Origin of the sequence: Rickettsia gravesii BWI-1 (assembly GCF_000485845.1) — a bacterium.
Classification (GTDB): Bacteria; Pseudomonadota; Alphaproteobacteria; order Rickettsiales; family Rickettsiaceae; genus Rickettsia; species Rickettsia rickettsii.
Map to the genome: position 1 here is coordinate 23824 of NZ_AWXL01000019.1, position 26746 is coordinate 50569.

Here is a 26746-nt window from a genome sequence, read left to right on the forward strand (position 1 = left end):
AGCCAAGCTCCATCGTTCCCGTTTACTGCAGCGCCTTTTGATATTAGAGATTCTGCTACTTTATAATTTCCGTGACGTGCGGCTGAATTTCAAGGCGTATCCTTCAAAATATCACTACACATATTAACATTTGCTTTTTTTTCTTCAACTAACCATTTAGCAACTTTTAGTGCATTATTTGTAGATGCCGAAAATAGTTCAGTAGTAGATACTGCACGTAATTCATTTAAACTCCTTACTACGCCCACTTTATCAAGAAAAATAGACTCTTTTAAAACATTTTCAAAGCTACATTGTTTTTCATAATGTTCTATATCTTGCACTACTCTATTTGACTTTAGCAACAGAGTTAAATTACTATTTAATAATTCTTTTATCATATTTTACTTATTTATACTTTGTATTTCTTAAAGGTGATAAAGATTTCATTGTCATTCCTGCAAAAGGCTTGCTTGGATACCCAAATCGTCATTGCGAGCAGCCGTAGGCTGCGTGGCAATTTTATGAAATAATAACAAACTCCTGAGATTGCTTCGTCAATTGCTATGCAATTTCCTCGCAATGACGATTAGGAAGTCACGCAAACAATACTGAGAACTCCCACTGATTAATCTTTGCTGTGCAGATCTTTCGGTGATTTCTTTCAACTCTTCTACTCTATCGATTAAATAAAGCAGCTGTTCTTTTGTAATTTTATAGTTTTTATCATATCTTGCATCAACATAAGCCTTTTGAAGTAACTCAAAACATTCTTTTTGCTCAGGGGTTGTTATAGGAAATACTTGCAATAGCTCACTATTATAATTTTCTGCCATACTCCCTAATTCTTCTATATCATGCAATTTAGGTTTGTAATTGGAAAAAACTAACAAGATGCTACTGTAAAAACTCTCCGTAGCTTGATGAAGATAAAAAGCACTTTTGTTTAATTCGCCTCTTTCAAATGGATATTTGCAATCAATCAAAAACCCGTATCCACTTCTAAACCATTCTTCATAGTAATCTTTAGCAATTTCTTTCATCTCGCTCCAAGGGAAATCTTTAGCTTCGCTAAGTGTAAATTTCTTGCTATCATATAAAAGAATGCCTTCTTTTTTTATATCCGTATAAAAATAACGTCCTTTTTCTAACTGCCTGTTTACTTCATCTATTGATTCAAGAATTATTGATATTCGTGAGTCATATGGGATAATTTAAGACTTTATTACTCCTGTCTTTTTTAATTTGGTATATATTGTATCTTTTAATTTTAAAGCAGTATATCCTTTATATTTACCTTTCTTCAGAATTATCAAAATATCGGTATCGCTATGGCAACCGTTAGGTAGATCACGCACCCAATCACCTCGTACAAAAGCGCCATACAAGATAATCATAGCGATTTTATCTTGTACAATACCTAGAATTTGCTGCATTATAAAATTAAGCCTAGCTTGGCTTTTTAGAGAACGCTGAGGTAAAGTGTTTTTCATTATAATACCCTACAATTTTTCAAAAGGTTGTATTGTCTTAAGAATTAATGGCTCGTTTTATGTCATTCCCGCGAAGGTGGGAATCCAGAAAATATAAAAATCTCGAAGAATTTTTACTTTTTCTAAAAATGTAAAGAAATTTTAAGAAATAGCTATAACCTTTTGATTTTTTCGAGTTTTGCTGGATTCCCGCCTTCGCAGGAATGACATAGAGTAAAAATCGTAGGGTATTATAGGTTTTCATCTATTCATTTGCACCATGACAATATTTATATTTCTTGCCTGAACCGCACGGGCATAGCTCATTACGAGATACCCTACCCCAACTAGTAGGATCGTCAGGGTTTCTATCTTTTGGGTCAATGCGTGATACGATTGGTTTAAGGTCAGTCTCAAGGCTACTTCCTGCGTTATATTTACTAAATGCTGGATCTTCCCGACTCTCACGCATATTTTTCTGAAGTTTTTTATACTCAAGCGAAACATCTTCTTTTTGAACATGTTTTAAGTCAATATGGAAATGGTATACGGTTTGAATAAATAATTCTTTTAAATTATTAAGCATCTGCTCGAATAAGTTAAATGCTTCTCTTTTATACTCACTAAGAGGGTCTTTTTGGGCATAAGCTCGAAGAGATATGCCTTGTCTTAAATGATCTAAGCTATATAAATGATCTTTCCAAACTTGATCAAGGGTAGTTAATAAAATATATTTCACAGCATTATGCATTAACTCGCTACTATAGGCTTCTTCTTTTGACTTATATATATCATGAGCCATTTGTATAACGGCCTTCGTGATTTCTTCTTCCGTTACATCATTTTTACTTACTACATTATGATCAAATTTTATAGAAAAAACACGATGTAATTCTACGCTTAAATTCTCTATATCCCAATCTTCTCTATAAGAGCCTACCGGCATGAAAGTTAATACTATCTTTTTGGCGAGTTCCTCAGTAGTACTATTTAAGAAACCATGACTATCTTTAGATTTAATAATTTCAGTACGTTGCTCGTATATTATCTTACGTTGGTCATTCATTACATCATCAAAACGTAATAAATTTTTACGCATTTCGTAGTTATGTCCTTCCACTTTTTGCTGCGCTTTCTCAAGTGAACGACTAATCATCGGATGGTGGATAGCCTCTCCGTCTTTTAATCCAAGTGTTCTAAGGACTCCTGATATACGATCTGATGCAAAAATACGCATTAAATCATCATCAAGCGATAGGAAAAACTTAGTTTTACCAGGATCACCTTGTCTACCTGATCTTCCTCTTAGCTGATTATCTATCCTACGGCTTTCATGCCTTTCCGTACCTATCACAAATAAGCCACCTGCTTCAATAACCTGCTTCTTTTCTTCGGCAATTTGAGCTTTTATTTCAGCTATTTTAGCTTCATAATTATGTTCTTTATCCAGCTGTTCTATTAACATTTCAGGATTACCACCAAGCATAATATCAGTACCGCGCCCTGCCATATTAGTTGCAATCGTTACTGCCTTAAACCTACCTGCTTGAGCAATAATAAAAGCTTCCTGCTCATGAAATTTGGCGTTTAATACTTTATGAGGGATTTTTTCTTTATTTAAAACGCTTGAAAGTTCTTCTGACTTTTCTATGCTTATCGTACCGACAAGTATAGGCTGTCCACGATCGTAACAATCCTTAATTAGCTTTAAGATAGCATCATATTTTTCTTTTTTACTGCCGTAAATTTCGTCATCAAGGTCAAGCCTTGTAACTTTATTATGGGTTGGGACTGCAACCACATCGAGATTATATATATCTTTTAGTTCCGGTGCTTCGGTCATAGCCGTACCAGTCATACCCGATAATTTAGGATAATTACGAAAATAATTTTGGAAAGTAATAGATGCTAAAGTTTGGTTCTCATTTTGAATTTTCACATTTTCTTTTGCTTCTAATGCTTGATGTAACCCTTCCGAATATCTACGCCCTTCCATTATACGACCGGTAAACTCATCAATAATCATTACTTTACCTTCACGCACCAAATAATCTACATTAACAGTAAACATATTATGAGCTCTTAAGGCTTGGTTAACATAATGTACTAAAGTTAAATTCTCAAAATCATATAAACCGGTATCCGGTTTTATAATATTTTCTTTACTTAAAAGCGATTCTATATGTGTAATGCCGGTTTCCGTTAAATTGATAGTTTTTAATTTTTCGTCTTTTTCAAAATCACTTGCATTAAGCAGACGTACTATTTTATCAATTTTACCGTATAATTCTGCATTATCATTAACCGGACCCGAGATAACGAGCGGAGTTCTTGCTTCATCTATCAAAATCGAATCAACCTCATCGATGATAGCAAAATTAAAAGGACGAAGTACCAGCTCCTGCAAACTATACTTCATATTATCCCTTAAATAATCGAAACCGAGTTCATTATTTGTTGCATGAGTAATATCGGCGTTATAGGCGGCTCGTTTTACCTCATCAGGCATACCGCCAACAATACATCCAACCGATAAACCTAAAAAATTGTAAATTTTACCCATGGAAGCAGAATCACGGCGTGCTAGATAATCATTTACGGTTACAACATGCACACCTTTTCCAGTTAAAGCATTTAAGTAAGCAGGAAGCGTTGCAACTAAGGTCTTACCCTCACCGGTACGCATTTCGGTAATCATGCCTCGATGTAATATCAGGCCACCTATAAGCTGAACGTCAAAATGACGCATACCGCAAACTCTTCTAGCTGCTTCCCTAACTACCGCAAACGCCTCATATACTATATCGTCTAAAGTAGCTCCGTTTTTAAGCTTTTCTTTAAACTCCACAGTTTTATTCTTCAACTCCTCATCTGATAATTTTTGTATAGCAGGTTCAAGCGAGTTAATTTTTGTAATTTCGGAAAATAGTTTTTTTACAGTACGATCATTTGCAGTACCGAAAAGTTTTTTTAAAATAGAAAACATTAAAGTCCTTATGATATTTTTAGTATTTTAGTACTTAAATATAGGTATATTTTATAAAATTATCAAATGTTATAATTTTATTTAAATGAATAATTTTTTATTGAAAGGCATTTTTTTACTACAAATATTTGTAAATTATTATTAATAAATAAAATATTCTCAAATAGCTGTTGACGGTTATATATTATTTTTATAAAATTTAAGCTTATTATTTAACACAATTATGAGTCATAAATGAAAAAATTATCTGTTATATTTTTATCAGTTAGCATGCTTTCCGGTATTGCTTTTGCTGATAAAGACAAGGTAGTTGCTACCTATAAAGGCGGTGAAGTAAAAGAATCGCAAATTATGAAAGAATTTAAGCCTCAGCTTAATCTTCAATCAGGTGAAACAATCAAAAATTTTGATGATTTTCCACCACAAGATCAGGAAAAATTAATAAAAATTTATGTTAATAATCTTTTGTTAAAAGAAGAAGTTGCTAAGTCAAATATTACTTCTTCTAAAGAATTCCAAGAAAAACTTGAAAATGCAAAAAATCAATTAGCTCAACAAGAATTACTAGCAAACTACATAAAATCTAACATTACAGATAAGATGTTTGATGACGAATATAATAAATATGTCGGTAACCTTAAAGGTAAAGAACAAATAAAAGTTGCTCATATTTTAGTTAAATCTCAAAAAGAAGCTAATGATATAAAAACCAAATTAAGCAAAGGCGGAAACTTTACTAAGCTTGCAGAAGAGTTATCTCTTGATAAAGCTTCAGCTTCAAACGGCGGCGTTATCGGTTACATTCTACTAAATCAACCTGGGCAGTTAGTACCGGAATTTGAAAAGAAAGCTTTTGCTTTAAAAGTAAATGAAGTTTCAACTCCTGTAAAAACCGATTTCGGTTGGCATATTATCAAAGTGCTTGAGAAAAAACCTGTGCCTATTCCAACAAAAGAAGAAGCAAAAGTAACTATTGATAATATATTAGCTGCAGAAGTACTAAAGAAATATATTGCTGATTTAGAAGCTAAAGCTGATTTAAAAATCATGTTACCTAAAGCAGACAACAAAGCCGGATCGTAATTTACATTTTGTCATTGCGAGGAAAAACTGTAAGTTTTGACGAAGCAATCTCAGGAGTTTGTTATTACTGCATGAGATTGCCACGTCCTTCGCTCCTCGCAATGACGGTTTGGGTATCCACGCAACAATACCTCCGCGGGAATGACATAGAGTTCACACAGTAACGCCTCTACCCAAGAATAACATTATAACTACTCTCAATCACAGCAAATGCTACGCATACAGGATAATCATCAGCAAGAGAAAGGTGAATATTAAAAGGAAAGAATTTGTTTGTATAGTTTGAGCTAACTTCTACTATAGGCTTACCTAAATCATTATTTAGTATAGTAATATCTTTAAAATTTATACCTTGACCTATACCGACTCCAAAGGCTTTACTAACAGCCTCTTTAGCAGCAAAACGCTTGGCTAAAAAAGCAGCTTGGTTTATTTTCCCCAACAAAGCAAACTGTTTTAATTCCTTTGAAGTTAGAATTTTTTTAGCAAAAAGTTCCGGATATAAATGTAATATTTTTTCGATTCTAGGAATTTGTACTATATCAGTACCAACACCGATAAGCATTTACTTATCGGTTTCATAATCTTCACCATTCTCATCAATAAAGATTTGATCATCTAAATCAGAATAATCTTCTCCGATATAAACTTCAGGTAAATACTCAAATTTTTCTTCTACAGCTTCTGATTCACCTTGATTAACAAGCGGTTCTATCATAGTTCTTGTACGCAGACTATTTATTAAATCTTGTTCTAACTGAGCTACCGATACTTTTTCGGCAGCAATTCTACGTAATGCGATAACAGGAGGCTTATCACGCTTTTCTTTTTTGATTTGATTAGTTTCTACTTTATAATTTAATAATTTAGCATATCTTGTTGCTAGGACAACAAGCCGAAACCTATCCGGTATAATTTTATTACAATCTTCTGCTGTAATTCTTGCCATAATTTTTCTCCGTTAAAAATAGTATACTATAAATAAATAGGAAACGAGTATATGCAGATCAACTTCAAAAAGAGCAAGGAGTTCACAAGGCAAGGAATGCAGCGTATACTTAATACGTAAGTACCGCAGCTCTTGTAGAACGACGTAGCCAATTTTTGAAGTTGATCGAGTATATTATACCCTTTTTATATCTGCACCGCAATTACTTAATTTTTTTTCTAAATCTTGGAAACCACGATTTAAATGATATATTCGGTGTAATACGGTTTTGCTATTAGTACTAAGACCGGCGAGTATTAGCGATACCGAAGCTCTAAGATCACTTGCCATAACTTCTGCGCCTTTTAACATTTCTACACCTCGAACAACCGCCTTATTACCTCGTACTACTATATCTGCTCCCATTCTACATAATTCAGGGACATGCATGAAACGATTTTCAAAAATATTCTCGGTGATCATTGAAACACCGCTACTAAGCGTCATAAGGCTCATAAATTGTGCTTGCAAATCAGTAGCAAAGCCAGGATAGGGATTAGTTTCTAAATCAACTGAATTTAACTTCCCTTCATAAGTTACTTGAACTCCGTTATTGATCGGCACGACTTTTATACCCGTTTCGATAAGTTTTAAAGCTATATTTTCTACAATATGGTAATCAATCCCACAAATTTTTATATCACCTTTAGTAATAGCTGCTGCAAACATATAAGTACCGGCTTCAATACGATCAGAAAGTACTTTATAGCTCGCTTTATTTAAAGAATCTTTGCCTTTAATTGTTATTTCGCTAGTGCCGATACCTGCAATATCGGCTCCCATTGTGATAAGACAATTACATAAATCAACTATTTCCGGCTCTCGACCGCAATTAAAAAGCACAGTTTCCCCCTTTGCTAAAACAGCTGCAAGTATTGCATTAATCGTAGCACCTACGGAAACTTTATCAAAAACAAAATGAGTACCTTTTAAGCGTCCTTTACTTGAAGCGTTAATATAACCATCTTCTATTTCAATCGTAGCTCCCATAGCTTTTAATACAGCAATATGCAAATCTACTTGCCTTGCTCCAATAGCACAACCACCCGGAAGCGATACTTTTGCTTTACCGTATTTGGTAAGCAAAGGACCAAGCACCCAAATCGATGCCCTCATTTTACGGACTATTTCATAATCTGCAGTAAAGTTATTTATATTTTCGGTATTAATTATAAGCTCAAATTCATCTTGATGTTCTATTATTTCAATATCTGCCCCGTGACTTCGGAGCAAATCTTTCATAGTACTAACATCCGTTAACTTTGGAACATTAGTAATATGCAGTTTATCGGTAAGAATAGACGCTGCCATAATAGGTAGCACAGCATTTTTAGCACCGCTAATATTAATACTACCTTTAAGAGGTGTACCACCGTGAATAATTAATTTGTGCATAAATTATTTTGATAAAATTGTAACGTCATTGCGAAGAGAAACTGATTAAATTGTCATCCCACGACTTGATCGCGGGATCCAGTTAAAAATACTAATATTATTAATGTTTTTAGTTGTTTTCTGGATACCGTGGTCAAGCCACGGTATGACACCGATTATACTACACATCCAAATTCACGACATTCAACGCATTTGCTTGGATAAATAACCTGCGAGGTTCAACAACGTCACCCATTAAAGTAGAAAAAATGCCTTCTGCTTCATCAATTTCTGCAACTCTTACCTGAAGCAAAGTTCTTTTTGTAGGGTCAAGAGTAGTTTCCCATAGCTGGTCGGAATTCATCTCACCAAGACCCTTAAAACGCTGAATATTTATACCTCTTTTTCCGCATTCTATAATGGTATTTAACAACTGACTCGGTGTTAAAATATCGAATTCCTGACTTTTTACTATAAGCTTTAATTGCTTACTAAATATATCAAAAATCGTTAAAGCAAGCTTTGATATTTGTACAAACTCAAATGATTCTAACTGCTCTTTCAATAATATTTTACTTTCTTTTAAACCCCTACTAAAGCGGAAGAACTCTATTTTATTTTCATGTTTTAAAACCTCCCAAGTCTTATCAGGCGAACCTTCTAAGCTATTTAAAACATCTAAAGCTTTTTTAAGTCTTAAATCACTTTCAGGCTCAAATATTTTGTTATTAAGTAAGTCATTAATCGCAAGAATTTCGGTAATTGAGCGATTAAATTTTTTGCTAGCATGGTCAAGCAAGCCGTTAAACTTAACTACTTTATTAATTAGCTCTTCTAAACTATCACCCATTAACTGCTCTTTAACGTCTAGAATTAAGGTTGCATCATTAATAGTTGATTTGATCAAATAATCTTGCAACGCTTGCTCATTCTTTAAATAAAGCTCGGCTGCTCCTTTCTTTACTTTATAAAGCGGTGGCTGAGCTATATATAGATAACCTTTATTTATTAGCTCAGGCATATGACGATAGAAAAACGTGAGTAATAAAGTTCTAATGTGCGAACCGTCAACATCAGCATCGGTCATAACAATAACTTTATGGTATCTAAGCTTTTCTAAGGAAAATTCTCGTTCAACACTAATTCCAAGAGCTGTAATTAACGTACCGATTTGGTCCGAACCGAGCATTTTATCAAATCTTGCACGTTCAACGTTCAAAATTTTACCACGCAAAGGCAATATAGCCTGAATTTTGCTATCCCTACCCTGCTTTGCAGTACCGCCCGCAGAGTCCCCCTCAACAATAAACAATTCTGAAATAGCAGGATCTTTTGCATGGCAATCTGCAAGTTTACCCGGTAAATTCGAAACTTCTAAAGCTGATTTTCTTCGAGTGAGTTCCCTTGCTTTTCTAGCAGCTTCACGAGCATTCGCAGCTTCCATAATCTTAGCTATAATTGCCTTAGCTTCTGCTGGATGCTCTTCAAACCACTCAAGAACCTTTGTATAAACGGCATTCTCAACAACCGGTCGTACTTCGGAGCTTACTAGCTTATCTTTTGTTTGAGAAGAAAATTTAGGATCAGGCACTTTAACGGAAAGCACACAACATAGCCCTTCCCTAGTATCTTCACCGCTAAAGTCATTTTTAGCTTTTTTATTAAGACCCGTAGTATCAAGATACGAGGTAATAACACGTGTTATCGCTGATTTGAAAGCACTAAGATGAGTTCCACCATCACGCTGCCTAATATTATTAGTAAAGCATAAAATATTTTCATGATAAGAATCGTTCCAATGCATCGCAAGCTCAAGGCTCATACCGGACTCAGCATTCTCCGTATTAACTACTATACATGGATGGATAGCGTGCTTCGCTCTGTCTATATATTTTACATAAGCTTCTATACCGCCCGTATAATAAAACTCTACTTCTTTAACTTCTTCAAAGCGATTATCGACGAGTAAAATCTTTACGCCTGAATTTAAAAAAGCAAGCTCACGAAGACGATGCTCTATAGTGCCGAAATCAAATTCTATATTAGTAAACGTTTCTACAGACGGAAAAAAAGTAACTTCCGTACCTTTTTTATCAATATTTTCTTTGACAACCGCAAGCGGAGCTTCCGTTATACCGTTATTAAATCTAATCAAATATTCCTTATTATTACGCCAAATACGCAGCTCAAGCCATTCAGAAAGAGCATTTACAACCGATACACCGACACCGTGTAGACCGCCTGCAACCTTATAAGCGTTCTGGTCAAACTTACCGCCAGCGTGAAGTTGCGTCATAATAACTTCAGCTGCCGATATTCCTTCTGCTTCATGAATTTCAACGGGTATACCTCGCCCGTTATCGGATACGGTTACTGAACCGTTTTTATTTAACGTTACTCGTACTAGATCGCAATAACCGGCAAGCGACTCGTCGATAGCGTTGTCGACTACTTCATAAATCATATGATGTAGACCCGACCCGTCTCCAACATCCCCGATATACATTCCCGGTCTTTTTCTTACGGCTTCAAGACCTTTTAAAACCTTTATGGAATCAGCACCGTATGATGATTCGTTAAATTTTTCTTCAATTTCCGACATATTATATATTTGGCTCTATTATTTGTTGCTAGAAACAATAAAAATTACTATAACGTAACTTATTAAAATAGTAAAGTTTCTTGATTTAAAATTAGCGAGATAACAATGAATATATTAAAGTTAAAAAATATTTTCGACGTAATTAATGATTATGATGTGTTTTTATTCGATCTTTGGGGGGTAATAATTGAAGGGGGGCGTACCTATCCGGGCGTCGTACAAAATATTAATAAGATTATTGAACGAAAAAAAGTATATTTTGTCACTAATGCTCCACGAAATATTTTTTCACTGCATCAAACAATTAAATCGTGGGGATTAAATGCAGAACCGGAAATGATTATTAGCTCAGGCGAAATAGCAGTAGAAATGATACTAGAAAGTAAAGAGCGGTTCGGTATAGAAAAACCAGTAATATATCATTTAGGACATTTAGAAAATGATATCATAAACAGAATTCAATGTCCTATCACTGATGATATTAACAAAGCTAATATTTTCTTAATGACTATTTACAGAGACGAAAACGAAAATTTAGATTTAAACGAATTCGATGAATTATTTAAAATTGTTGTACAACGTAAAATGGTCAATATTTGTGCTAATCCTGACCTTGGAATAAATCAGCACGGTGTTTATAGATATTGTAGCGGCTATTATGCCGAAAAAATAAAGCAGCTTGGCGGAAAAGTAATTTATAGCGGTAAGCCATATGAAGAAATATATAGCAAAATTTTAAAAGAATGTCATAATACCCCTAAGAATCGCATGTTAATGATTGGGGACACTGTTTACACCGATATACTTGCAGCAAATCGCCTTGGTATAGACTCTGCCCTAGTGTTAACCGGAAATTCTAGAGAATATCATATCGATTTTGATAATATTGATGAAAAACTAGATAGTTTAATGAAAGCTGCTGTTAAGCAATCGATTACACCTAGTTTTGTTGTCGATTTATCTTGAATAGCTTTGCCGTCATTGCAAACGACTAAAGGTGTTGTCGCATGGCTAGTTTATGCCATTCCCGCGGAAGCGGAAATGACATCAAAAGAACTCTATTGATATTTTACTCATAATCCGCTATAGAGTAAAGCTTAAGCGGTCGTGGCGAAATTGGTAGACGCGCAGCATTGAGGGTGCTGTTCTGTAAAAAGATTGGAAGTTCAAGTCTTCTCGACCGCACCATTCGCCGGTTTTTCACAAAGTCAAATTTTTGTCTGTTTCGACACTTCAGATTTTATATTTACTCCTAAGTTCTTCTTGTTAGTAAATGTTTGTGCTAATTGTATACTCCTGATAAATGAAAAGGAGTTGAAATAAAAACTATTGCTTATTTGTACTCTGTGATTTATATTGATTAGCAAATTGTACACAATTCTGTGCCAAGCCTAGCTAACCAGCTTTAAATAATTATAATAAGTCTATAATAAACTATTAGGTCAATAGGCTATGCCTAATTTCAATATATTTAAAAGCATCTTACCAGATCATCACGATCAATTTGCTGAAATTTTTGATCAAATTAACGATCTGATCGAAGATCACAATTATGATGCTGCTGCAAGCAGGCTGGCCAAGCTGCATTATGCCGATTTAGCAGATTTCTTAGATAATCTTAACAATAAAACATATAAAATAATTATTCCTTTATTACAAGATGAAATTAAGCCTGAAACGTTAGTATCATTAAATGCTTATAGTAAACCTTTAATAATAGAAACTTTAGGCATAAAAAAATCTGCAGAATTAATCAATAAGCTAGTTATAGAAGATGCTATTGAAGTAGTAATCGATCTAGACGATGATATAAAAGACCTTATCCTAAGTAATCTCACTAAAGAAAAAAAACACCAAATCACCATAGGTTGTACATATCCCGAAAATACGGTAGGTAGGGTAATTGAGCGAGATTTTATTAATCTTCAAGAAGGATGGACGGTCGAGGAATCATTAAATTTTATTAAGAACATAAAGAATGACTTTTATGCGGCAATCGTTACGGATAATAAATTACGCCCTATCGGTATTATTTCTCTTAGCACGCTAATTAAAGGCAAAAAAAATGAATTGATAAAAGATTTGATGAGCAAAGATTTTAAGCTTGCAGATGCTTTTACCGATTTAAACGAACTAAGCTTCATTTTTAGACAATATGCTTTAACTATTGTACCGGTAGTAAATAAAAGCGGTAAGTTAGTAGGTAGCGTATCAATCGATAATATAATTTATATTATCGAAGAACAAGCCGGAAAAGATATATTATCATTAAGCGGGGTACACACTCAAGATACTTTCTTCAATGTATTTTATACCGTTAAACATCGTTTTCCTTGGCTCTTTGTTAATCTAATCACTGCCTGCATGACCTCACTTATCATTAACCATTTTAACGATACTATTGCAAAACTTGTAACGCTTGCAGCCACTATGCCTATTGTAGCTTCAATGGGCGGAAATGCCGGAACACAAGCCATGACCGTTACGGTTAGAGCCCTTGCTAATAAAGATATTCATTATAATAATGTCAATAAAGTTATATTAAAAGAAATAGCCGTATCGGCTTTTAACGGTTTTGTACTTGCAATTATCGGAGCAGGACTTAGCTTTGTGATGTTGCTTGACTTAAATCTTAGCGTTATTTTTGCTATTGCAGTTATTTTAAATTTTTTAGTAGCCGGATTATTCGGCTCTGCTATTCCTATAATACTGCATTATTTTGATATAGACCCCGCTACAGGCTCCGGTGTATTTCTAACAACCATAACCGATGCTCTAGGTTTCCTAACTTTCTTAAGCCTTGCTCATATTTTTTTAGTGTAAAATTTGGTGTTTATTCAAATAAACATACATACACATTGCAGCAAACAGTAGCTATAGCTCCAAGACATTTACATATACCACAACTTGTATCCTGATTTTCAAAGTCGGTAATATTATTCTCATAAGATATATTATTATCTCTTTGTATATTCTGATTATTATTAATATTTGACTCTTTGAACAATAAATTTGCAACAGTTAGTATTAACTCACCCTGTGATGCAGTTAGATTAGTATTATTTAAGGAGCTAGCTTGTGCGTACTCTTGTACTTTATTACGGTTTGACATAGTTATATTTTGACTTTAGGATTAATATTTAAAATAATATAACAATAATCTTTAGTTCTGTGAAGGAAAATTAAATTATTTATATTTTCCTTCACAGAACCTAATCTGCAGCTATTTATTACTGCAATTTTTGGCATTTCCTCGAAATGGTTGATATCGTCATAAGATAAGCGACTGCAAAGAGCGTGGCAATGACGTAAACTTTTCAAATTATCAACTTTTTCTAGGCAATGCCTAATTTTTTAATTAATAGCCCACAAATTATAATGAAATAAGCAATAACTTTTATGGAAGATATAAGCTCTTGGAAAGAAAAGTTTGCAATTTGTGTTTATAGTAAAAAATTACTTGATAAACTCGAATATTTAAATACTAAAGTAGCAAATCCTATAGATATCCTCGAAATCAAAAAAGGTATCTACTATGCACGTAACACGGTTCTCAAATGCGTCAATCAGGCGGTCCTTATTATTCGCACCTGATTGAGGTAACAATTATGCTTGCTGAATTTGTAGCTGAAGAAGCAATTACCGAAATTTTTGGACCGGAAGTAGCAAAACACGTAGAAGGTCTAACTAGAATTAAATCTTACGGGAAGATAAGTAGCGGAGAAAGCATAAACTTATTAATTAAAGAGAAAAGATGCAATACGACATTAACAAAATTATTTGACCGAATTTATAATGTGCAAACTTTGGGAGTTAAATCACCTGAGAAAGCTAGAAAAATTATTAAAGAGACTTTAATAAATTTTCTTTTGGTCGCTGCTAATATAAATTATAAACTAGAACGAGAATTTGCTGAGTTATGCCTAAAAGTTTTTAATATTAAACTTGAAAGACACAAAGCTTTTTCTAATAATAACTCTCTGCTTTCTCCTCTAACTTTATAAAATGATTTACTCCAAATGTATAACCAATTAGAATTGGAATAATCAAGAATAATAATCCCCAGTGATTAAAATAATCTATCAAGTAAATTGTTCTAAAAGAAGAAACTGCAAACATTAAAGCTCGTGATAAAGCAAATATAAAACTGCCGCATGTAAAACGTTTTAATACTGGAAATCTTGTATAAAACACTGCATCTGCCGGAAAAGTAGTAGGGGCAAATACTACAATAAATAATTGGAATAAAAGTAATTCTATAGTATTTGAAATATTATTTAGTAAGATAGGAGACATAATGGCTACAATAGAAAATATTATTAATCTTACTTTAAGGACTTTTAAAGGATGTATTTTACAAACCAAATAAGTAACAATTATTGTACTTATTAATTCTGTACCACAAACAATAAAATTTTGATGAATTACTTGAGCAGCACTATAATTAAATGAGTTTTTAGCATATTACCGCAATAAATATAAACAATATAAAACCATAACGGGACTCCACAATGTATAAAAAAGAAAGCTATTGCTGTTGGTTTATTAATTTTTTCACTCCAAATAGGGCTTGATTTTAACCGATTACTATCTATCCCCGCTTGTGCTACAGTTTTCTTTATTTGTCTTTTTGCATCAATGAAATCTGGAATTTCCCTAAGATTTGTCCTTACAACAGCACAAACTATAGCAATAGCTGCTCCAAACCAAAATGCAATACGCCAATCAAGTCCAAAAGAAGTAACAAGTGTTCCTACCGCCAATGCTACGGTTGCACCTACTAATAACGTTGAGGAATTTTTGTCATTTCGGTTAGATAAAGTTCGGCACCTACTACCTCCTCTATAAAGGACATCCCCTGAGCGATACGACACGCAGTTACTACAAAAGCCGCCGTAATACCAATTTCGGCATAAGTTTTTATAATTAGCCATTATAAGACAACAAAGCAACATTAAAAAAGTTGTAATAATGACCGTTGCCTTACGACCTATAGTATCTCCTATCCAACCAAATATTAAAGCACCGATAGGTCTAAATACATATGTTGCACAATATGCAATGGCAGAATATAGAGAAGCCGCTCGTGCATCGGCTTCAGGAAAAAATAGCTCGTTAAGTAGTACCGCCATGTGTACATAGAGCATGAGATCAAAATATTCAAGAAACGTACCTATCGATAGTAGCCCTATTGCTTCTTTTTGATTACAGGCTAAACTTTTTTGCTCTTTTGCGTAACTTCACATACTTTTTTACAGATTAGTTAAAATTAATAAAGAACTATACTGTTTTATATAAAAATAAAAGTCAATTTAATAAAATTAGATTTTATAGCATTGCTAACTCAAGACAGGTGTCATAATGAGCTGAGCGACTGAAAGGAGCGTATCAATCTAAAAAAATAATAATAAAAAATTCTAGTTTACAGAGTTTTTAACTAGATTGCTTAGTCAATATACTTTGTAGTTTCCTTGCAATAGCGTTAATTTATTAAATAATCTATCTTTATTTATGCCAATAAATTGCTAATTTAATACTTGCAATTTATCTTATAATGACTTATATTCAGATTCGCTTAGATTAAAAAGCACTAAGGCGTTTTATATGTAATTAATTTTGATCCCCTTAAACTTTTTACATTAAAACGCCGTTATTTTATTTAAGCGGGTGTAGCTCAGGGGTAGAGCGCTACCTTGCCAAGGTCGAAGTCGAGGGTTCGAATCCCTTCACCCGCTCCAGTGATTTTTCCCGTCTTATGTCATTCCTGTCTACGCGGGAATGACATAGAGCATGTTTTTCGAACTAAGCAACAACGCCCTTTTGCAAATGACATCAGTAAGTTTATCATAAATTCAATCTTCCAAACCATATTTTTTCTTAATATCTTCTAATGAAATTACTTCTTCTCCTTTTTCTATACAAGACAAAGCAATTAATAAATCTGCTTTTTCTTCTATATAACTTTCTATTGCTTTACGTATAATATATCCTTTTGGTCTATCGATTTCCTTAGCAACATTAGAAAATATAATATCTAGTTCATTAGAAATTCTAGTAGTTATAACTGTCATAAAAATAGCCATTTATCTGTTTTGTGATAACTTATATTAGTATAAAATACATTTAAATATATTTTATATTATTATTTTACCCTTGCATTAAAGCTATTAGGTAGCTATTTTTATTTTATTAGACTTAGTGTATAACCTATCTTATAAAGAGAAATTTTAAGGAAGCACGGCATACAGCACCGCAACGTACAAAAAGGTACGTGAGATGCGAGTACCGGATTGATGTACACCGCAGATACTTCAAAAGTTGGAAGCCAAATAAGTGGTGAGCCTGCGGAGCGTAGAAAACTACGTGAGCAAAGGCGAAGCCCAAAATTTGACGTACCAAATCTTGAAGTATCAAAGGTATACAAATCATTTTTAGAAAGAGGTTATACAAGAAGACTATTGCAACAATTAAGAAATTACATATGTCAGCAAATACGCAAGATAATCAGGCAAATAATAACGACATTATAGAAATACAGGAAACTGAGGTAGTGCCTGTAGAAACAAATTCTTTACAATCAGGGTTAACAAGCTTAATACCGATGGTTTTAATTTTTGCTGTATTTTACTTCTTATTATTACGTCCACAAGAAACACGACGCAAAGAAAGAGAGAAATTAGTAAGTGAAGTTAAAAAAGGCGAAGAAGTTCTAACAAATAGCGGCATTTACGGTATTGTGACTAAAGTAAGTGAAAATGACAATAATATTGAAATCGAAATAGCTAAAGACGTACGTATTAAAGCTTTAAAAAGTGCTATTATCGATATAACTAGTCGTACAAAAGTAAGTAGCAGTAAAAAAAACAACAAAAAAGATAAGAAGGTAAGCGGTGCAAAATCTTCCTAAGTGGAAAATTTTTCTTTCAATTATATGTACGGTTTTTGCGGTTATTTGTGCCTTACCCAATTTCATGCAGGTAAACTCTAAGTTTCTGCCTCATAATTCAGTAAATCTAGGACTTGACCTTAGAGGAGGAGCCCATTTATTACTCGATGTTGATTTTGACACCTACTTAAATGATTCAATGGAAAATCTTGCCGACACTTTACGCAAAAATTTTCGTGAGGATAAAATCGGCTATAAAAATCTGTTAGTTAGACAAAATAGCATTCAATTAGAAGTAAGATCGCCTGAGAAATTAAAGCCGTTAAAGAAAATAATTAATAAAATCGATCCAGAAATTATCGCTGAAGTAAATGAAAATAAAATAAAGCTTAGCTACAGCGAATCTAGATTAAATGACTTACTTAATAAGGTAGTAGACCAATCTATTGAGATCATTCGCATGAGAGTTGATAGTACCGGCACTAAAGAGCCGACCCTACAGAAACAAGGCGATAAGCATATATTACTGCAAGTTCCCGGTGAAGCAAATCCCTCTTACCTGAAGAATATATTAGGGAAAACTGCAAAGCTAACTTTTCATTTAGTTGATGAAAATGCCAATATCGAAGAAGCGGTAAAAGGACATGTTCCAGTAGGTTCAATGCTAGTTAAGGGAGATAGCAAAAGTCATGGGGAGTATTATGTCGTTATAAAGAAAAAAGTTGTTTTGGGTGGGGATCAGCTTACAACCGCTTCAGCGTCTTTTGACCAAAATTCACAAGCGGTAGTTGCTTTTTCTTTCAACAATTTAGGTAGTAAAATATTTGGTGAAATAACCAAAAATAATACCGGTAAACGCCTTGCTATAGTTTTAGACAATAAATTACTAAGTGCTCCAACGATAAACGGAGCGATTATGGGCGGAAGCGGTATAATAACAGGAAATTTTACCGTTGAGTCGGCAAATGAGCTTGCACTATTATTGCGAGCCGGTTCGCTTCCTGCCCCACTTAAAATTATTGAAGAGAGAAATATAGGTCCAAATTTGGGTGCTGATTCTATAGAATCGGGCAAAAAGGCAGGATTTATAGGATTTATAGCAGTGTGTATATTTATGGTTTGGTCTTACGGTGTGCTTGGTTTATTTGCCAATATAGCCTTAAGCCTTGCATTGTTATATATTTTAGCTTTACTTTCACTTTTCCAAGCTACTTTAACTCTGCCGGGACTTGCAGGAATAATACTCACTATGGGTATGGCTGTTGATGCTAATGTATTGATTTACGAAAGAATTAAAGAGGAACTGCATAAAGGAGTTTCTAATCTTTATGCTATTAGAACCGGTTTTGAATCTGCGTTTGCCACTATCCTTGATGCTAACCTAACTACTTTAATCGTTGCTTTTTTACTTTATATATTTGGAGTAGGTGCAATAAAAGGTTTTGCCGTTGCATTAACGATCGGGATTATATCTTCAATATTTTCAGCGATTATCATTACTAAATTGTTAATAGATATTTGGGTAAAATATTTTAAACCTAAAAAATTAGGGCTTGTGTAAAAGAGTAGACTTTGTTGTATGGTCTTTTTATATCATTCCCACAAAAGCGGGAATCCAGTAACCTTTAATGTCATCCCGCAACTTGATTGCGGGATCTCAGGACACGGCCTGTGATACAAGATACCGTAGTCAAGCCATGGTATAACATTTTCACTTTTCTCTGGATTCCTGCTTTCGCAGGAATGACATAAGAGCCATACAGCAGGACCAGCTAGGATGACAACGCAAAAATGGATAATATCTTATGAAAATACAGTCAAATGTTATAAAAATAATTATCGTAATTAGCTTATTAATAGGAGTAGGAGCATTATATTTGTTGTTATCTTTAAGAACGCCTGAAAAACCGCTTGCCGGTCAAGTTAATATCTATGAAGATAACGTAAAAATCGGCGGTAATTTTGAACTAATAGACCAAAATGGAGAGATATTTAATAGTGATAAGTTGAAAGGCAACTTAAGCCTCATTTACTTTGGATTTACTAGTTGTCCTGATATATGCCCAACCTCTCTAAATAAAATGACGGAGATTGTAGAAATTTTAAATAAACATAAAATAGATATTCTACCTGTTTTTATCACTATTGACCCAAAACGTGATACTCCTATAACACTTAAAGAATATCTAAAACATTTTCATCCAAAATTTATAGGTCTTACCGGTAACGAGCAGCAAATAAAAGATGTAACTGATAAATTCAAGGTTTTCTATGCTCGTGTGCATGGTGATGATGACGACCCGAACTATATGCTTGATCATTCATCTTTTACATATTTAATCGATGCAAATGGAAAATATCTAAAACATTTCTATTTAGATTCTTCACCTAAGGAAATTATGGAATTTTTAAGAAATGAATAGTTATATATCGGTAGCGTATTTATTTACCTTTTTAATCTTAGCAATATTGTTAATTGTAAGTTTTTTAAATTACAAGTCATTGAAAAATAAACAGAACTTTAATGCAACAGAGAATAAGAAATAGATTAATAACAATAATTATTTGTTTCTGCTCAGCATGTTTAGGAATTAGTATAATACTTTACAATTTAGAGAAAAATATAGTATTTTTTTTGCCGCCGTCAAAAATTAATGAAATAGAACAAGGCAAAGAGTTAAGAGTCGGTGGGCTTGTTAAAACAGATTTAATAAATAAAATTGCTGATGATAAGATAAGTTTTGTTATTACCGATAATATTAAGGATTTAGAGATATTATATCAAGGAGCCCTTCCGGCTCTATTTAGTAAAGGACAAGGAATTATTGCCATCGGGCAATTATCGAACGGGAAATTTATAGCAAGACAATTACTTGCAAAGCATGATGAGAATTACAGACCTCCGAAATAACAACGTCATTGCGAAGAGCGAAGCGACGTGGCAATCTAGTAAAATAGGCCTGAGATTGCTTCGTCGAATTGCGTTGTAATTCTCCTCGCAATGACGAAAAATAATTAAACCAACCAAACAAATAAAAACATGTTTATAGATAAAATCAAAGCAAAAGCAAATAATTACGAAATAAACGTAATTATCGAAATTCCGATGAATAGCGGTCCAATCAAATACGAATTTGACAAAGAATCAGGAGCAGTTTTTGTTGATCGCTTTATGCAAACTACCATGAGCTATCCATGCAATTACGGTTTTATTCCTCATACTCTTTCAAATGACGGTGATCCGATAGACGTACTTGTCGTAGCTCATCATCCGATAGTGCCTGGGTCAGTTATAAAATGCCGAGCAGTCGGCGTATTGATGATGGAAGACGAATCAGGGCTTGATGAGAAAATAATCGCAGTACCGACTTCTAAGCTCGATATTACTTTCGATCATATTAAAGAGCTAGATGATTTATGTGACATGCTCAAGAAACGTATCGTACATTTCTTTGAGCATTATAAAGATTTAGAAAAAGGTAAATGGGTTAAAGTTACTGGATGGGAAAATAAATCAAAAGCAGACGCTTTAATCAATGAAGGAATAGATAGGGTTAGCTAGGGATAAGAATTCATGACGTTGCTTGCATGGTGCTTGATGTCATTCCCGCGTAGGCGGGAATCCAGAAAAAGTAGCCTTAATCCCGATCTCAACAATTACACATTAATTAACAAAATAAACCTATAAAAACAAGTTTTTATAGGTTTTACTAGATCCCTGCCTCCGCGGGAATGACATCAGAAAAATAAGATAAAAAACAAACAGTGACCGACTTTTTGCATAACGTAGCTAATAAAGAGGAATTTGAAGGAAACACGGAACGCAACACCACAACGTACACTTTAGTACGTGAGGATGCGAATACCGGATTGACGCACAAATTACCTTTAGAAGTAGAAGCAAGTTATGCAAGAAGTCGATTATTTCGTTCAGGAGTCGTAGTAGCTTTTTTCACATTAATTTCTCGCATATTTGGCTTAGTGCGTGAACAGTTTATTGCATCATTATTCGGCTCTACGCCTATGGGTGATAGCATTAATGTTGCTTTTAAACTACCGAATTTATTTAGAAGAATTTTTGCAGAAGGAGCATTATCAAGCGTATTCATTCCTATTTATAATGAAAAAATGCTTATTTCTAAGAAAGCCGCTAATAATTTTTCAGGTGAGGTTTTTACCCTTTTACTTCTGACATTAATAGTAATAATAGCATTAATGCAAATCTTCATGCCACAATTAATGCTGTTTATTGCTCCTGGATTTCATGGTAAAAAAGAAAAGTTTGAGCTTACGGTATTTTTATGCCGAATTACAATACCTTATTTAATATTTGTTTCATTAACGGCTCTACTTGGCGGAATATTAAACTCTGTAAAAAAATTCGCTGCATTTGCTTTTTCACCGGTTATTTTAAGTATATGCGTAATAATGTTTACTTTAACATTTGATCATTATATAGAATCTACTATCTCAATTAGCTTATCTTTAATAATGGCCGGAATATTACAAGTTTCTTTTATGTTTGTCTGTGTGAAAAGAGCGGATTTAAACTTTCCGATAATTTTTAACCCAAGCGATCCCGATGTAAAAAAGCTTTTGATTAATATGGGACCGGCAACCATTAGCTCCGGCGTACAGCAATTAAACCTTTTCATATCCCAATCTATTGCTAGCTTTATTGAAGGTGCTATTTCTATATTATCTTATGCCGACCGGATATATCAATTTCCTCTATCAATAATAGGTACTAGCTTCTCTACTATATTGCTACCTGAGCTGTCAAAAATCTATAAATCAAATGATATAGTAGCTGCAAAAAAAATACAGAATAATGCTATTAGAATAGGATTATTATTATCGTTGCCTGCTACATTCGGTATTATAATTCTATCTCATCCGATTATTAATATAATTTATGAAAGAGGAGTATTCACGAGCCAAGATACTGCAAACACAGCTGAGGCTATTTCTGCGTTTGCACTTGGGCTTCCTGCTTTTATTTTGGCAAAAATTTTAACTCCTATTTTTTATGCTAACGGAGATACTAAAGCACCGCTCAAAATAACCTTATTTTCAATAATAATTAATACCGGCATGAACCTATTATTAATGGATTCTTTGAAACATATCGGTATTGCAGTCGGTACATCTATTGCAGCTTGGTATAATCTAGGTTTATTATATAGCTATACTACAAAACAAAATAAGTTTCATATAGAAGCCGGTATAAAACTTTTCTGCGGTAAAATTTTGTTATGCTGTACATTAATGTCTATTATAATTGCTTTAATAAAGCATTATTATTTAGAATATTTTTATTCGGAATATTTACTGATTAAAGTCTGTATGCTAGGTAGTACAATTGCAGTTGGAATAGGAACATTTTTCGGCACGGCATATTTATTAAAAGCGGTTAATTATGATAATAACAAGAAATAAGCACCAATCAAATTATCAGGATTGGCTAAAAGCCTTAGCTATTATAACCATGATCATTGATCATGTAGGTTTATATCTATATCCTGAATTAACGATTATGCGGATCATAGGTCGTACAGCTATGCCAGTATTTTGCTTTTTTGCCGGTTATAATTTTCATGATAAACCAAAAATCCATATAATAATATTCGGTGTTTTATTACAAATATATACCACTGTACTATTTAAACAGTTTCTTACTACAAATATTCTAATCTCTATCTATTTAGGGCAATGGTATATTTATTATTTTCGTAATTCTTTAACTCGCTTTTTCTATAGCGGTTATTGTCATGCAATTATAATGGTACTATTGTGGTATATTAGCTGGGCTTTGATTGATTACGGAACTCTTGTAATTGCTACAATGATACTTGGATTTATTTCAAAACATGAGCAGGCAAACTTAAAACTTTGCTGTTTTATAGCAATTTTTGCCTCTTTCATGCATTCAACTCTTTTTACTCTTGCGATTTCCTTTAATGAGTTTAATTTTTCAAATACTGACTTAATTTTAAACCTCACTTTCTTAACAATTACCTATATATTAATGATCCTAAGCGATTATTCACAAAAAATAGCTATAAATCTAAAATGGATAAGTCGCAATGTTTTATATATTTACTGCATACAAATTATGATCTTACAATTCATATTCATCTATAAATACACATATGGTTTTAAAAATTGGTAAATAAACATTAATAATTAGTGACAGCGTAATTTAGTTAATATTAATATATTTAAATAAATTGATAATTAAATATATGAATATAATAGATCGTTTAATTTTGGATAATGAACAATATAAAGAGCAATTTAAAAAAAACAAACTATTTAAAATTAAGTTAGATAGTACGCTACGAAAAAATAAATTTCTTAAACATTTTCGGATTTGGTCAAACGAATTTCAAAAAATGGTATTAGCAAGAGTAGTGTTTTCTGAAACAAAAGAATTTCAACAACTTGCATGGGAGCATCTTACCGATGAATTTGGACATAATATAGAATTATTCCAAAATCTAGAAAATAATGAAGAAACTACAGATTCTATTTTTGAGGCCTTAGGTTCTTGGTTTACGCTAAAAATGATGACTCTTGGAGATAGTGAAAGAGCCGTCCTTGTCCATTTAGTAATAGAGTCTTGCGCTACTATATTTTATGAAAAACTAGGATCAATATTTTTTAATCATAAAGCAGCAAAACATTTCAAAACACATATGCATCTTGATCCTGCACATGAACAAGTGGGAATAGATTTATTACAACAAATAAACACTAATGATTCTTCTTTACTCACTATTCAAAAAAAAGGCTGGGATATGATTGATGCTCTGTTTACTAGACTTGCTGAAATCACACAGGATTAGCTTTAACTTATAGTATTCTAGATTTTCATTTTATAAAAAAGCTTGCTTGCACGGTGCGGTTTTTCGTCATTGCGAGCGACTGAAAGGAGCACGGCAATCTCAGGACTTTGGCATGAGATTGCTTCGTCGAATTACTGCGTAATTCTTCTCGCAATGACGGTAAAAATCGAACCACGCAACAACGCCAACGCCAAGCGGAAATAGCATATTCAAACTAAACCAACTCGCTTACTTGAGATTTGGCAAAGAGCTTTATCTGAAAGTTAACAAAATTTATATTACCTTTTGAGCCTATTTCCGCAAATTTATGCGCTTTAAGAAGTAGGTCATGATCGTCCGCTAAATCGGCGAAGAAAAATGCGATTTCGCCACTTTGTTTTACTCCTAAAATCTCACCGCTACCTCGCAGTTTTAAATCCTGCTCAGCTATATAAAATCCATCATTAGTTTGTTTCATTATCTCAAACCTACCTCGTGCAACTTTTCTAAGCCTTTTAGGATTGTATAACAATATACAATATGACTGCAAACTACCCCGCCCTACTCTACCTCTAAGCTGATGAAGTTGAGCGAGACCAAATTGCTCAGCATTTTCAATAATTATCAAAGTGGCTTCAGGTATGTCTATTCCGACTTCAACAACGGTTGTTGCAACTAATATCTTAATTTCACCTTCCTTAAATTGCTTCATTATTTGGTCTTTCTGCTCGTTCTTCATCTTACCGTGAATAATACCGGTATCACCTTGATAGATATTGTCGATAGAGTTAAAACGACTCATCACATCCATCAATAAACTATCCTCTTCCGGCGTTTCTTTCTCTCCCTGCTCTATCAATGGACAAATCCAATATACCCGCTCACCTGCAATAAGCTTCTTATTTATCGCTGCTATAATATACTCTATCTTATTAACGGACATGGTATTTGTAGCGATAGGTAAACGACTTTTCGGCTTACCCATTAGCTTTGAGATAGTCATATCACCAAACATAGTAAGTGCAAGGCTTCGAGGAATCGGCGTTGCAGTCATAACTAACACATCGGGATTTACTCCTTTATTTATTAAATTCAAACGCTGTTGCACCCCAAATCTATGCTGCTCATCAATCACTATATAACCTAGTTTCTTAAAACTTACTTTTTCTTGAAATAAAGCATGAGTGCCGACTAATATATCCATCTCATCGTTGTCAAGTTGTATCATAATATTTTTACGAGCTGCCCCCAGTATCTTACCTGTAAGTAATCCGACTCTTATATTAGTATTTTTTAAAGCTTTAACAAAAAACTCATAATGCTGATTGGCAAGCAAATCAGTTGGAGCCATAAGCGTTGCTTGAAATCCAGTGGCTACCACATTTACCATAGTCAGCAGAGCTACCAAAGTTTTACCAGAGCCAACATCGCCTTGCAACAATCTCATCATTTCTATTTTATCGCTTTGATCACACTCTATTTCTTCTATGACTTGCTTTTGATAAGAAGTTAACTCAAATCCTAGCTCATTTAATATATTTGCTTGAATAGATACAGCTTTAGGGTAAATATTACCTTGTCTTCTACTTATTTGCGTACGTACATTTAAAAGAGATATTTGATTAGCGATAAGCTCCTTAGCTGCTAGTTGTTTTTTGGCGTTAGTATATACATCGTCATTGCGAAGCCCCTTTAGGGGCTGCGGCAATCTAGAATTTATTAATTTTACATTGCTGGATTGCTTCGTCGGCATGCATGCCTCCTCGCAATGACGAAAAACATGCAACATTTGCAAATTCTGCAATATAATATCTAAATAATCTTTTACTTCTTTATCTTCTATACTCTTACACTTCTCTTCAAATATCTCTATTGCTTTTATGATATATGAATATAACTGCTTGTTACTAAGTAAATATGTCAGGGAATAAATCGGCTCTATTGCTTTTGCAAGTTTAGGATTTACAATAAATTCAGGATGCGAAATTTGTAAGTAATGATCAAAAAATTGTACCTTTCCGCTGATAATATGAGAAGTACCAACTTGCAATTTATTAAAAATAAAAGGTGGGGGTTTATGAAAAAACACTAATAACAAAGAACCAGTATCATTGCTAGCTGTAATTTTTAAAGGCTGACTACTTTTCTTTGGTAAATTAATGCTCTCAACTACAATTTCTGTTTGGATTATGTCACCGTCTCTAACTTCAGTTAAATTAGGCGATAATATTTTATTTTGATATGAAACAGGTAGATAAAATAATAAATCACGAATATTGTTAATACCAAGCCTTTTAAGAGCAGATACGGTATCTTCACGTATATTGATGAACATTTTTACAGAAGAGAATAAGAATTTTTCTAAAATAGTTAGCATATATAGTCATAATTATCTTATATACAAATATATATACTTTATAATAAAAGAAGAATAATAAAATATACAAATTATGACTAATATGTCATTCCTGCGAAAGCAGAAATCCAGTAATTAAACGGTGCATACACAGTAAGTTTTTAAAATTAAAAGCTCGATGTATAGCGCTTTT

General features: G+C 33.4%; 27 protein-coding genes, 2 tRNA genes and 1 pseudogene. 16 read left to right on the forward strand and 14 right to left on the reverse strand.

The genetic code is table 11. The annotated features are described in order from the left end of the window. Positions 1-89 precede the first annotated feature (89 nt). From RGRA_RS0105740 to secA, 4 genes are all read right to left on the reverse strand, one after another. Positions 90-380: a hypothetical protein gene (locus tag RGRA_RS0105740; protein WP_017442376.1), complete on the reverse strand. Its 291-nt coding sequence runs from the start codon at positions 378-380 to the stop codon at positions 90-92. Positions 381-536: 156 nt separating this feature from the next. Then, positions 537-1022 carry a HEPN domain-containing protein gene (locus tag RGRA_RS13695; RefSeq protein ID WP_024547355.1) on the reverse strand — a complete coding sequence of 162 codons (486 nt, stop codon included), beginning with the start codon at positions 1020-1022 and terminating at the stop codon, positions 537-539. Between the two features lie 171 nt (positions 1023-1193). Continuing rightward, a complete protein-coding gene (locus tag RGRA_RS13700; RefSeq protein ID WP_024547356.1) occupies positions 1194-1472 on the reverse strand; it encodes a nucleotidyltransferase family protein in 279 nt (92 codons plus the stop codon). A 244-nt stretch (positions 1473-1716) separates the two neighbouring features. Then, positions 1717-4437 carry a preprotein translocase subunit SecA gene (secA, locus tag RGRA_RS0105750; RefSeq protein WP_017442377.1) on the reverse strand — a complete coding sequence of 907 codons (2721 nt, stop codon included), beginning with the start codon at positions 4435-4437 and terminating at the stop codon, positions 1717-1719. Between the two features lie 234 nt (positions 4438-4671). On the opposite strand from secA, the gene RGRA_RS0105755 reads away from it, so the two are divergent. Further along, a complete protein-coding gene (locus RGRA_RS0105755) occupies positions 4672-5520 on the forward strand; it encodes a foldase protein PrsA (protein WP_017442378.1) in 849 nt (282 codons plus the stop codon). 169 nt (positions 5521-5689) lie between these two features. Here the strand turns inward: RGRA_RS0105755 and acpS are convergent, their stop codons facing one another. The 4 genes from acpS to gyrB form a co-directional block, all read right to left on the reverse strand. Continuing rightward, positions 5690-6085, reverse strand: coding sequence for a holo-ACP synthase (acpS, locus tag RGRA_RS0105760; RefSeq protein WP_017442379.1), 396 nt, complete (start codon positions 6083-6085; stop codon positions 5690-5692). Further along, positions 6086-6469, reverse strand: a complete 384-nt coding sequence (gene rpoZ, locus RGRA_RS0105765; RefSeq protein ID WP_017442380.1) for a DNA-directed RNA polymerase subunit omega — start codon at positions 6467-6469, stop codon at positions 6086-6088. A 174-nt stretch (positions 6470-6643) separates the two neighbouring features. Next, a complete protein-coding gene (gene murA, locus RGRA_RS0105770; protein ID WP_024547357.1) occupies positions 6644-7903 on the reverse strand; it encodes a UDP-N-acetylglucosamine 1-carboxyvinyltransferase in 1260 nt (419 codons plus the stop codon). Between the two features lie 160 nt (positions 7904-8063). Then, entirely contained in the window at positions 8064-10484 is a 2421-nt protein-coding gene (gyrB, locus tag RGRA_RS0105775; protein WP_017442381.1) for a DNA topoisomerase (ATP-hydrolyzing) subunit B, read from the reverse strand. Positions 10485-10589: 105 nt separating this feature from the next. On the opposite strand from gyrB, the gene RGRA_RS0105780 reads away from it, so the two are divergent. The 3 genes from RGRA_RS0105780 (at position 10590) to mgtE (ending at position 13307) form a co-directional block, all read left to right on the forward strand. Further along, positions 10590-11450 carry a TIGR01459 family HAD-type hydrolase gene (locus tag RGRA_RS0105780; protein ID WP_017442382.1) on the forward strand — a complete coding sequence of 287 codons (861 nt, stop codon included), beginning with the start codon at positions 10590-10592 and terminating at the stop codon, positions 11448-11450. A 135-nt stretch (positions 11451-11585) separates the two neighbouring features. Continuing rightward, positions 11586-11672: transfer RNA gene (locus tag RGRA_RS0105785), tRNA-Leu, on the forward strand. A 264-nt stretch (positions 11673-11936) separates the two neighbouring features. Then, positions 11937-13307, forward strand: coding sequence for a magnesium transporter (mgtE, locus tag RGRA_RS0105790; protein WP_017442383.1), 1371 nt, complete (start codon positions 11937-11939; stop codon positions 13305-13307). 10 nt (positions 13308-13317) lie between these two features. On the opposite strand, the gene RGRA_RS0105795 is transcribed toward mgtE, so the two are convergent. Next, a complete protein-coding gene (locus tag RGRA_RS0105795; protein WP_017442384.1) occupies positions 13318-13596 on the reverse strand; it encodes a hypothetical protein in 279 nt (92 codons plus the stop codon). A gap of 287 nt (positions 13597-13883) precedes the next feature. Here RGRA_RS0105795 and RGRA_RS14695 point away from each other — a divergent pair, with 287 nt between their 5' ends. Together RGRA_RS14695 and RGRA_RS09225 are read left to right on the forward strand one after the other, a co-directional pair. Next, on the forward strand, positions 13884-14078 hold the full coding sequence (locus RGRA_RS14695) for a guanosine polyphosphate pyrophosphohydrolase (RefSeq protein WP_157668035.1): 195 nt from the start codon (positions 13884-13886) through the stop codon (positions 14076-14078). A 14-nt stretch (positions 14079-14092) separates the two neighbouring features. Then, a complete protein-coding gene (locus RGRA_RS09225; RefSeq protein ID WP_017442385.1) occupies positions 14093-14488 on the forward strand; it encodes a hypothetical protein in 396 nt (131 codons plus the stop codon). Here RGRA_RS09225 and RGRA_RS12615 read toward each other — a convergent pair. The 3 genes and pseudogenes from RGRA_RS12615 to RGRA_RS13715 form a co-directional block, all read right to left on the reverse strand. Further along, positions 14451-14792, reverse strand: a complete 342-nt coding sequence (locus tag RGRA_RS12615; protein ID WP_024547358.1) for a hypothetical protein — start codon at positions 14790-14792, stop codon at positions 14451-14453. The genes RGRA_RS09225 and RGRA_RS12615 overlap by 38 nt on opposite strands. Before the next feature lie 116 nt (positions 14793-14908). After that, on the reverse strand, positions 14909-15418 hold the full coding sequence (locus RGRA_RS13710; RefSeq protein WP_236609834.1) for a proline/betaine transporter: 510 nt from the start codon (positions 15416-15418) through the stop codon (positions 14909-14911). A gap of 42 nt (positions 15419-15460) precedes the next feature. Next, positions 15461-15631, reverse strand: a pseudogene (locus tag RGRA_RS13715) (MFS transporter); the annotation flags it as partial. Between the two features lie 516 nt (positions 15632-16147). Here RGRA_RS13715 and RGRA_RS0105820 point away from each other — a divergent pair. Then, positions 16148-16222, forward strand: a tRNA-Gly gene (locus tag RGRA_RS0105820). 114 nt (positions 16223-16336) lie between these two features. Here RGRA_RS0105820 and RGRA_RS0105825 read toward each other — a convergent pair. After that, positions 16337-16567, reverse strand: coding sequence for a DUF6290 family protein (locus RGRA_RS0105825; RefSeq protein ID WP_017442387.1), 231 nt, complete (start codon positions 16565-16567; stop codon positions 16337-16339). A gap of 207 nt (positions 16568-16774) precedes the next feature. Here RGRA_RS0105825 and RGRA_RS10860 point away from each other — a divergent pair, with 207 nt between their 5' ends. The 9 genes from RGRA_RS10860 (at position 16775) to RGRA_RS0105865 (ending at position 24218) form a co-directional block, all read left to right on the forward strand. Then, complete coding sequence (locus RGRA_RS10860) at positions 16775-17014, forward strand: palindromic element RPE5 domain-containing protein (RefSeq protein WP_084520599.1); 240 nt, start codon at positions 16775-16777, stop codon at positions 17012-17014. Further along, positions 16966-17391, forward strand: a complete 426-nt coding sequence (yajC, locus tag RGRA_RS0105830; RefSeq protein ID WP_017442388.1) for a preprotein translocase subunit YajC — start codon at positions 16966-16968, stop codon at positions 17389-17391. The genes RGRA_RS10860 and yajC overlap by 49 nt, the downstream gene beginning before the upstream one ends. Beyond that, entirely contained in the window at positions 17375-18931 is a 1557-nt protein-coding gene (gene secD / locus RGRA_RS0105835; protein WP_017442389.1) for a protein translocase subunit SecD, read from the forward strand. Before yajC ends, secD begins: the two co-directional genes overlap by 17 nt. Before the next feature lie 244 nt (positions 18932-19175). After that, positions 19176-19793: an SCO family protein gene (locus RGRA_RS0105840; protein WP_017442390.1), complete on the forward strand. Its 618-nt coding sequence runs from the start codon at positions 19176-19178 to the stop codon at positions 19791-19793. A gap of 101 nt (positions 19794-19894) precedes the next feature. Then, the gene (gene ccmE / locus RGRA_RS0105845; RefSeq protein ID WP_017442391.1) at positions 19895-20281 is read left to right on the forward strand and encodes a cytochrome c maturation protein CcmE; all 387 of its coding nucleotides are present in this window, start codon (positions 19895-19897) and stop codon (positions 20279-20281) included. A gap of 129 nt (positions 20282-20410) precedes the next feature. Next, positions 20411-20932: an inorganic diphosphatase gene (gene ppa, locus RGRA_RS0105850; RefSeq protein ID WP_017442392.1), complete on the forward strand. Its 522-nt coding sequence runs from the start codon at positions 20411-20413 to the stop codon at positions 20930-20932. A gap of 308 nt (positions 20933-21240) precedes the next feature. Continuing rightward, complete coding sequence (gene murJ, locus RGRA_RS0105855) at positions 21241-22809, forward strand: murein biosynthesis integral membrane protein MurJ (protein ID WP_410525676.1); 1569 nt, start codon at positions 21241-21243, stop codon at positions 22807-22809. Beyond that, on the forward strand, positions 22790-23542 hold the full coding sequence (locus RGRA_RS0105860) for a TraX family protein (protein WP_017442394.1): 753 nt from the start codon (positions 22790-22792) through the stop codon (positions 23540-23542). Before murJ ends, RGRA_RS0105860 begins: the two co-directional genes overlap by 20 nt. A gap of 73 nt (positions 23543-23615) precedes the next feature. Continuing rightward, positions 23616-24218, forward strand: coding sequence for a hypothetical protein (locus tag RGRA_RS0105865; protein WP_024547360.1), 603 nt, complete (start codon positions 23616-23618; stop codon positions 24216-24218). A 214-nt stretch (positions 24219-24432) separates the two neighbouring features. Here the strand turns inward: RGRA_RS0105865 and RGRA_RS0105870 are convergent, their stop codons facing one another. After that, positions 24433-26574: an ATP-dependent DNA helicase RecG gene (locus RGRA_RS0105870; protein WP_017442396.1), complete on the reverse strand. Its 2142-nt coding sequence runs from the start codon at positions 26572-26574 to the stop codon at positions 24433-24435. Positions 26575-26746: the final 172 nt, after the last annotated feature.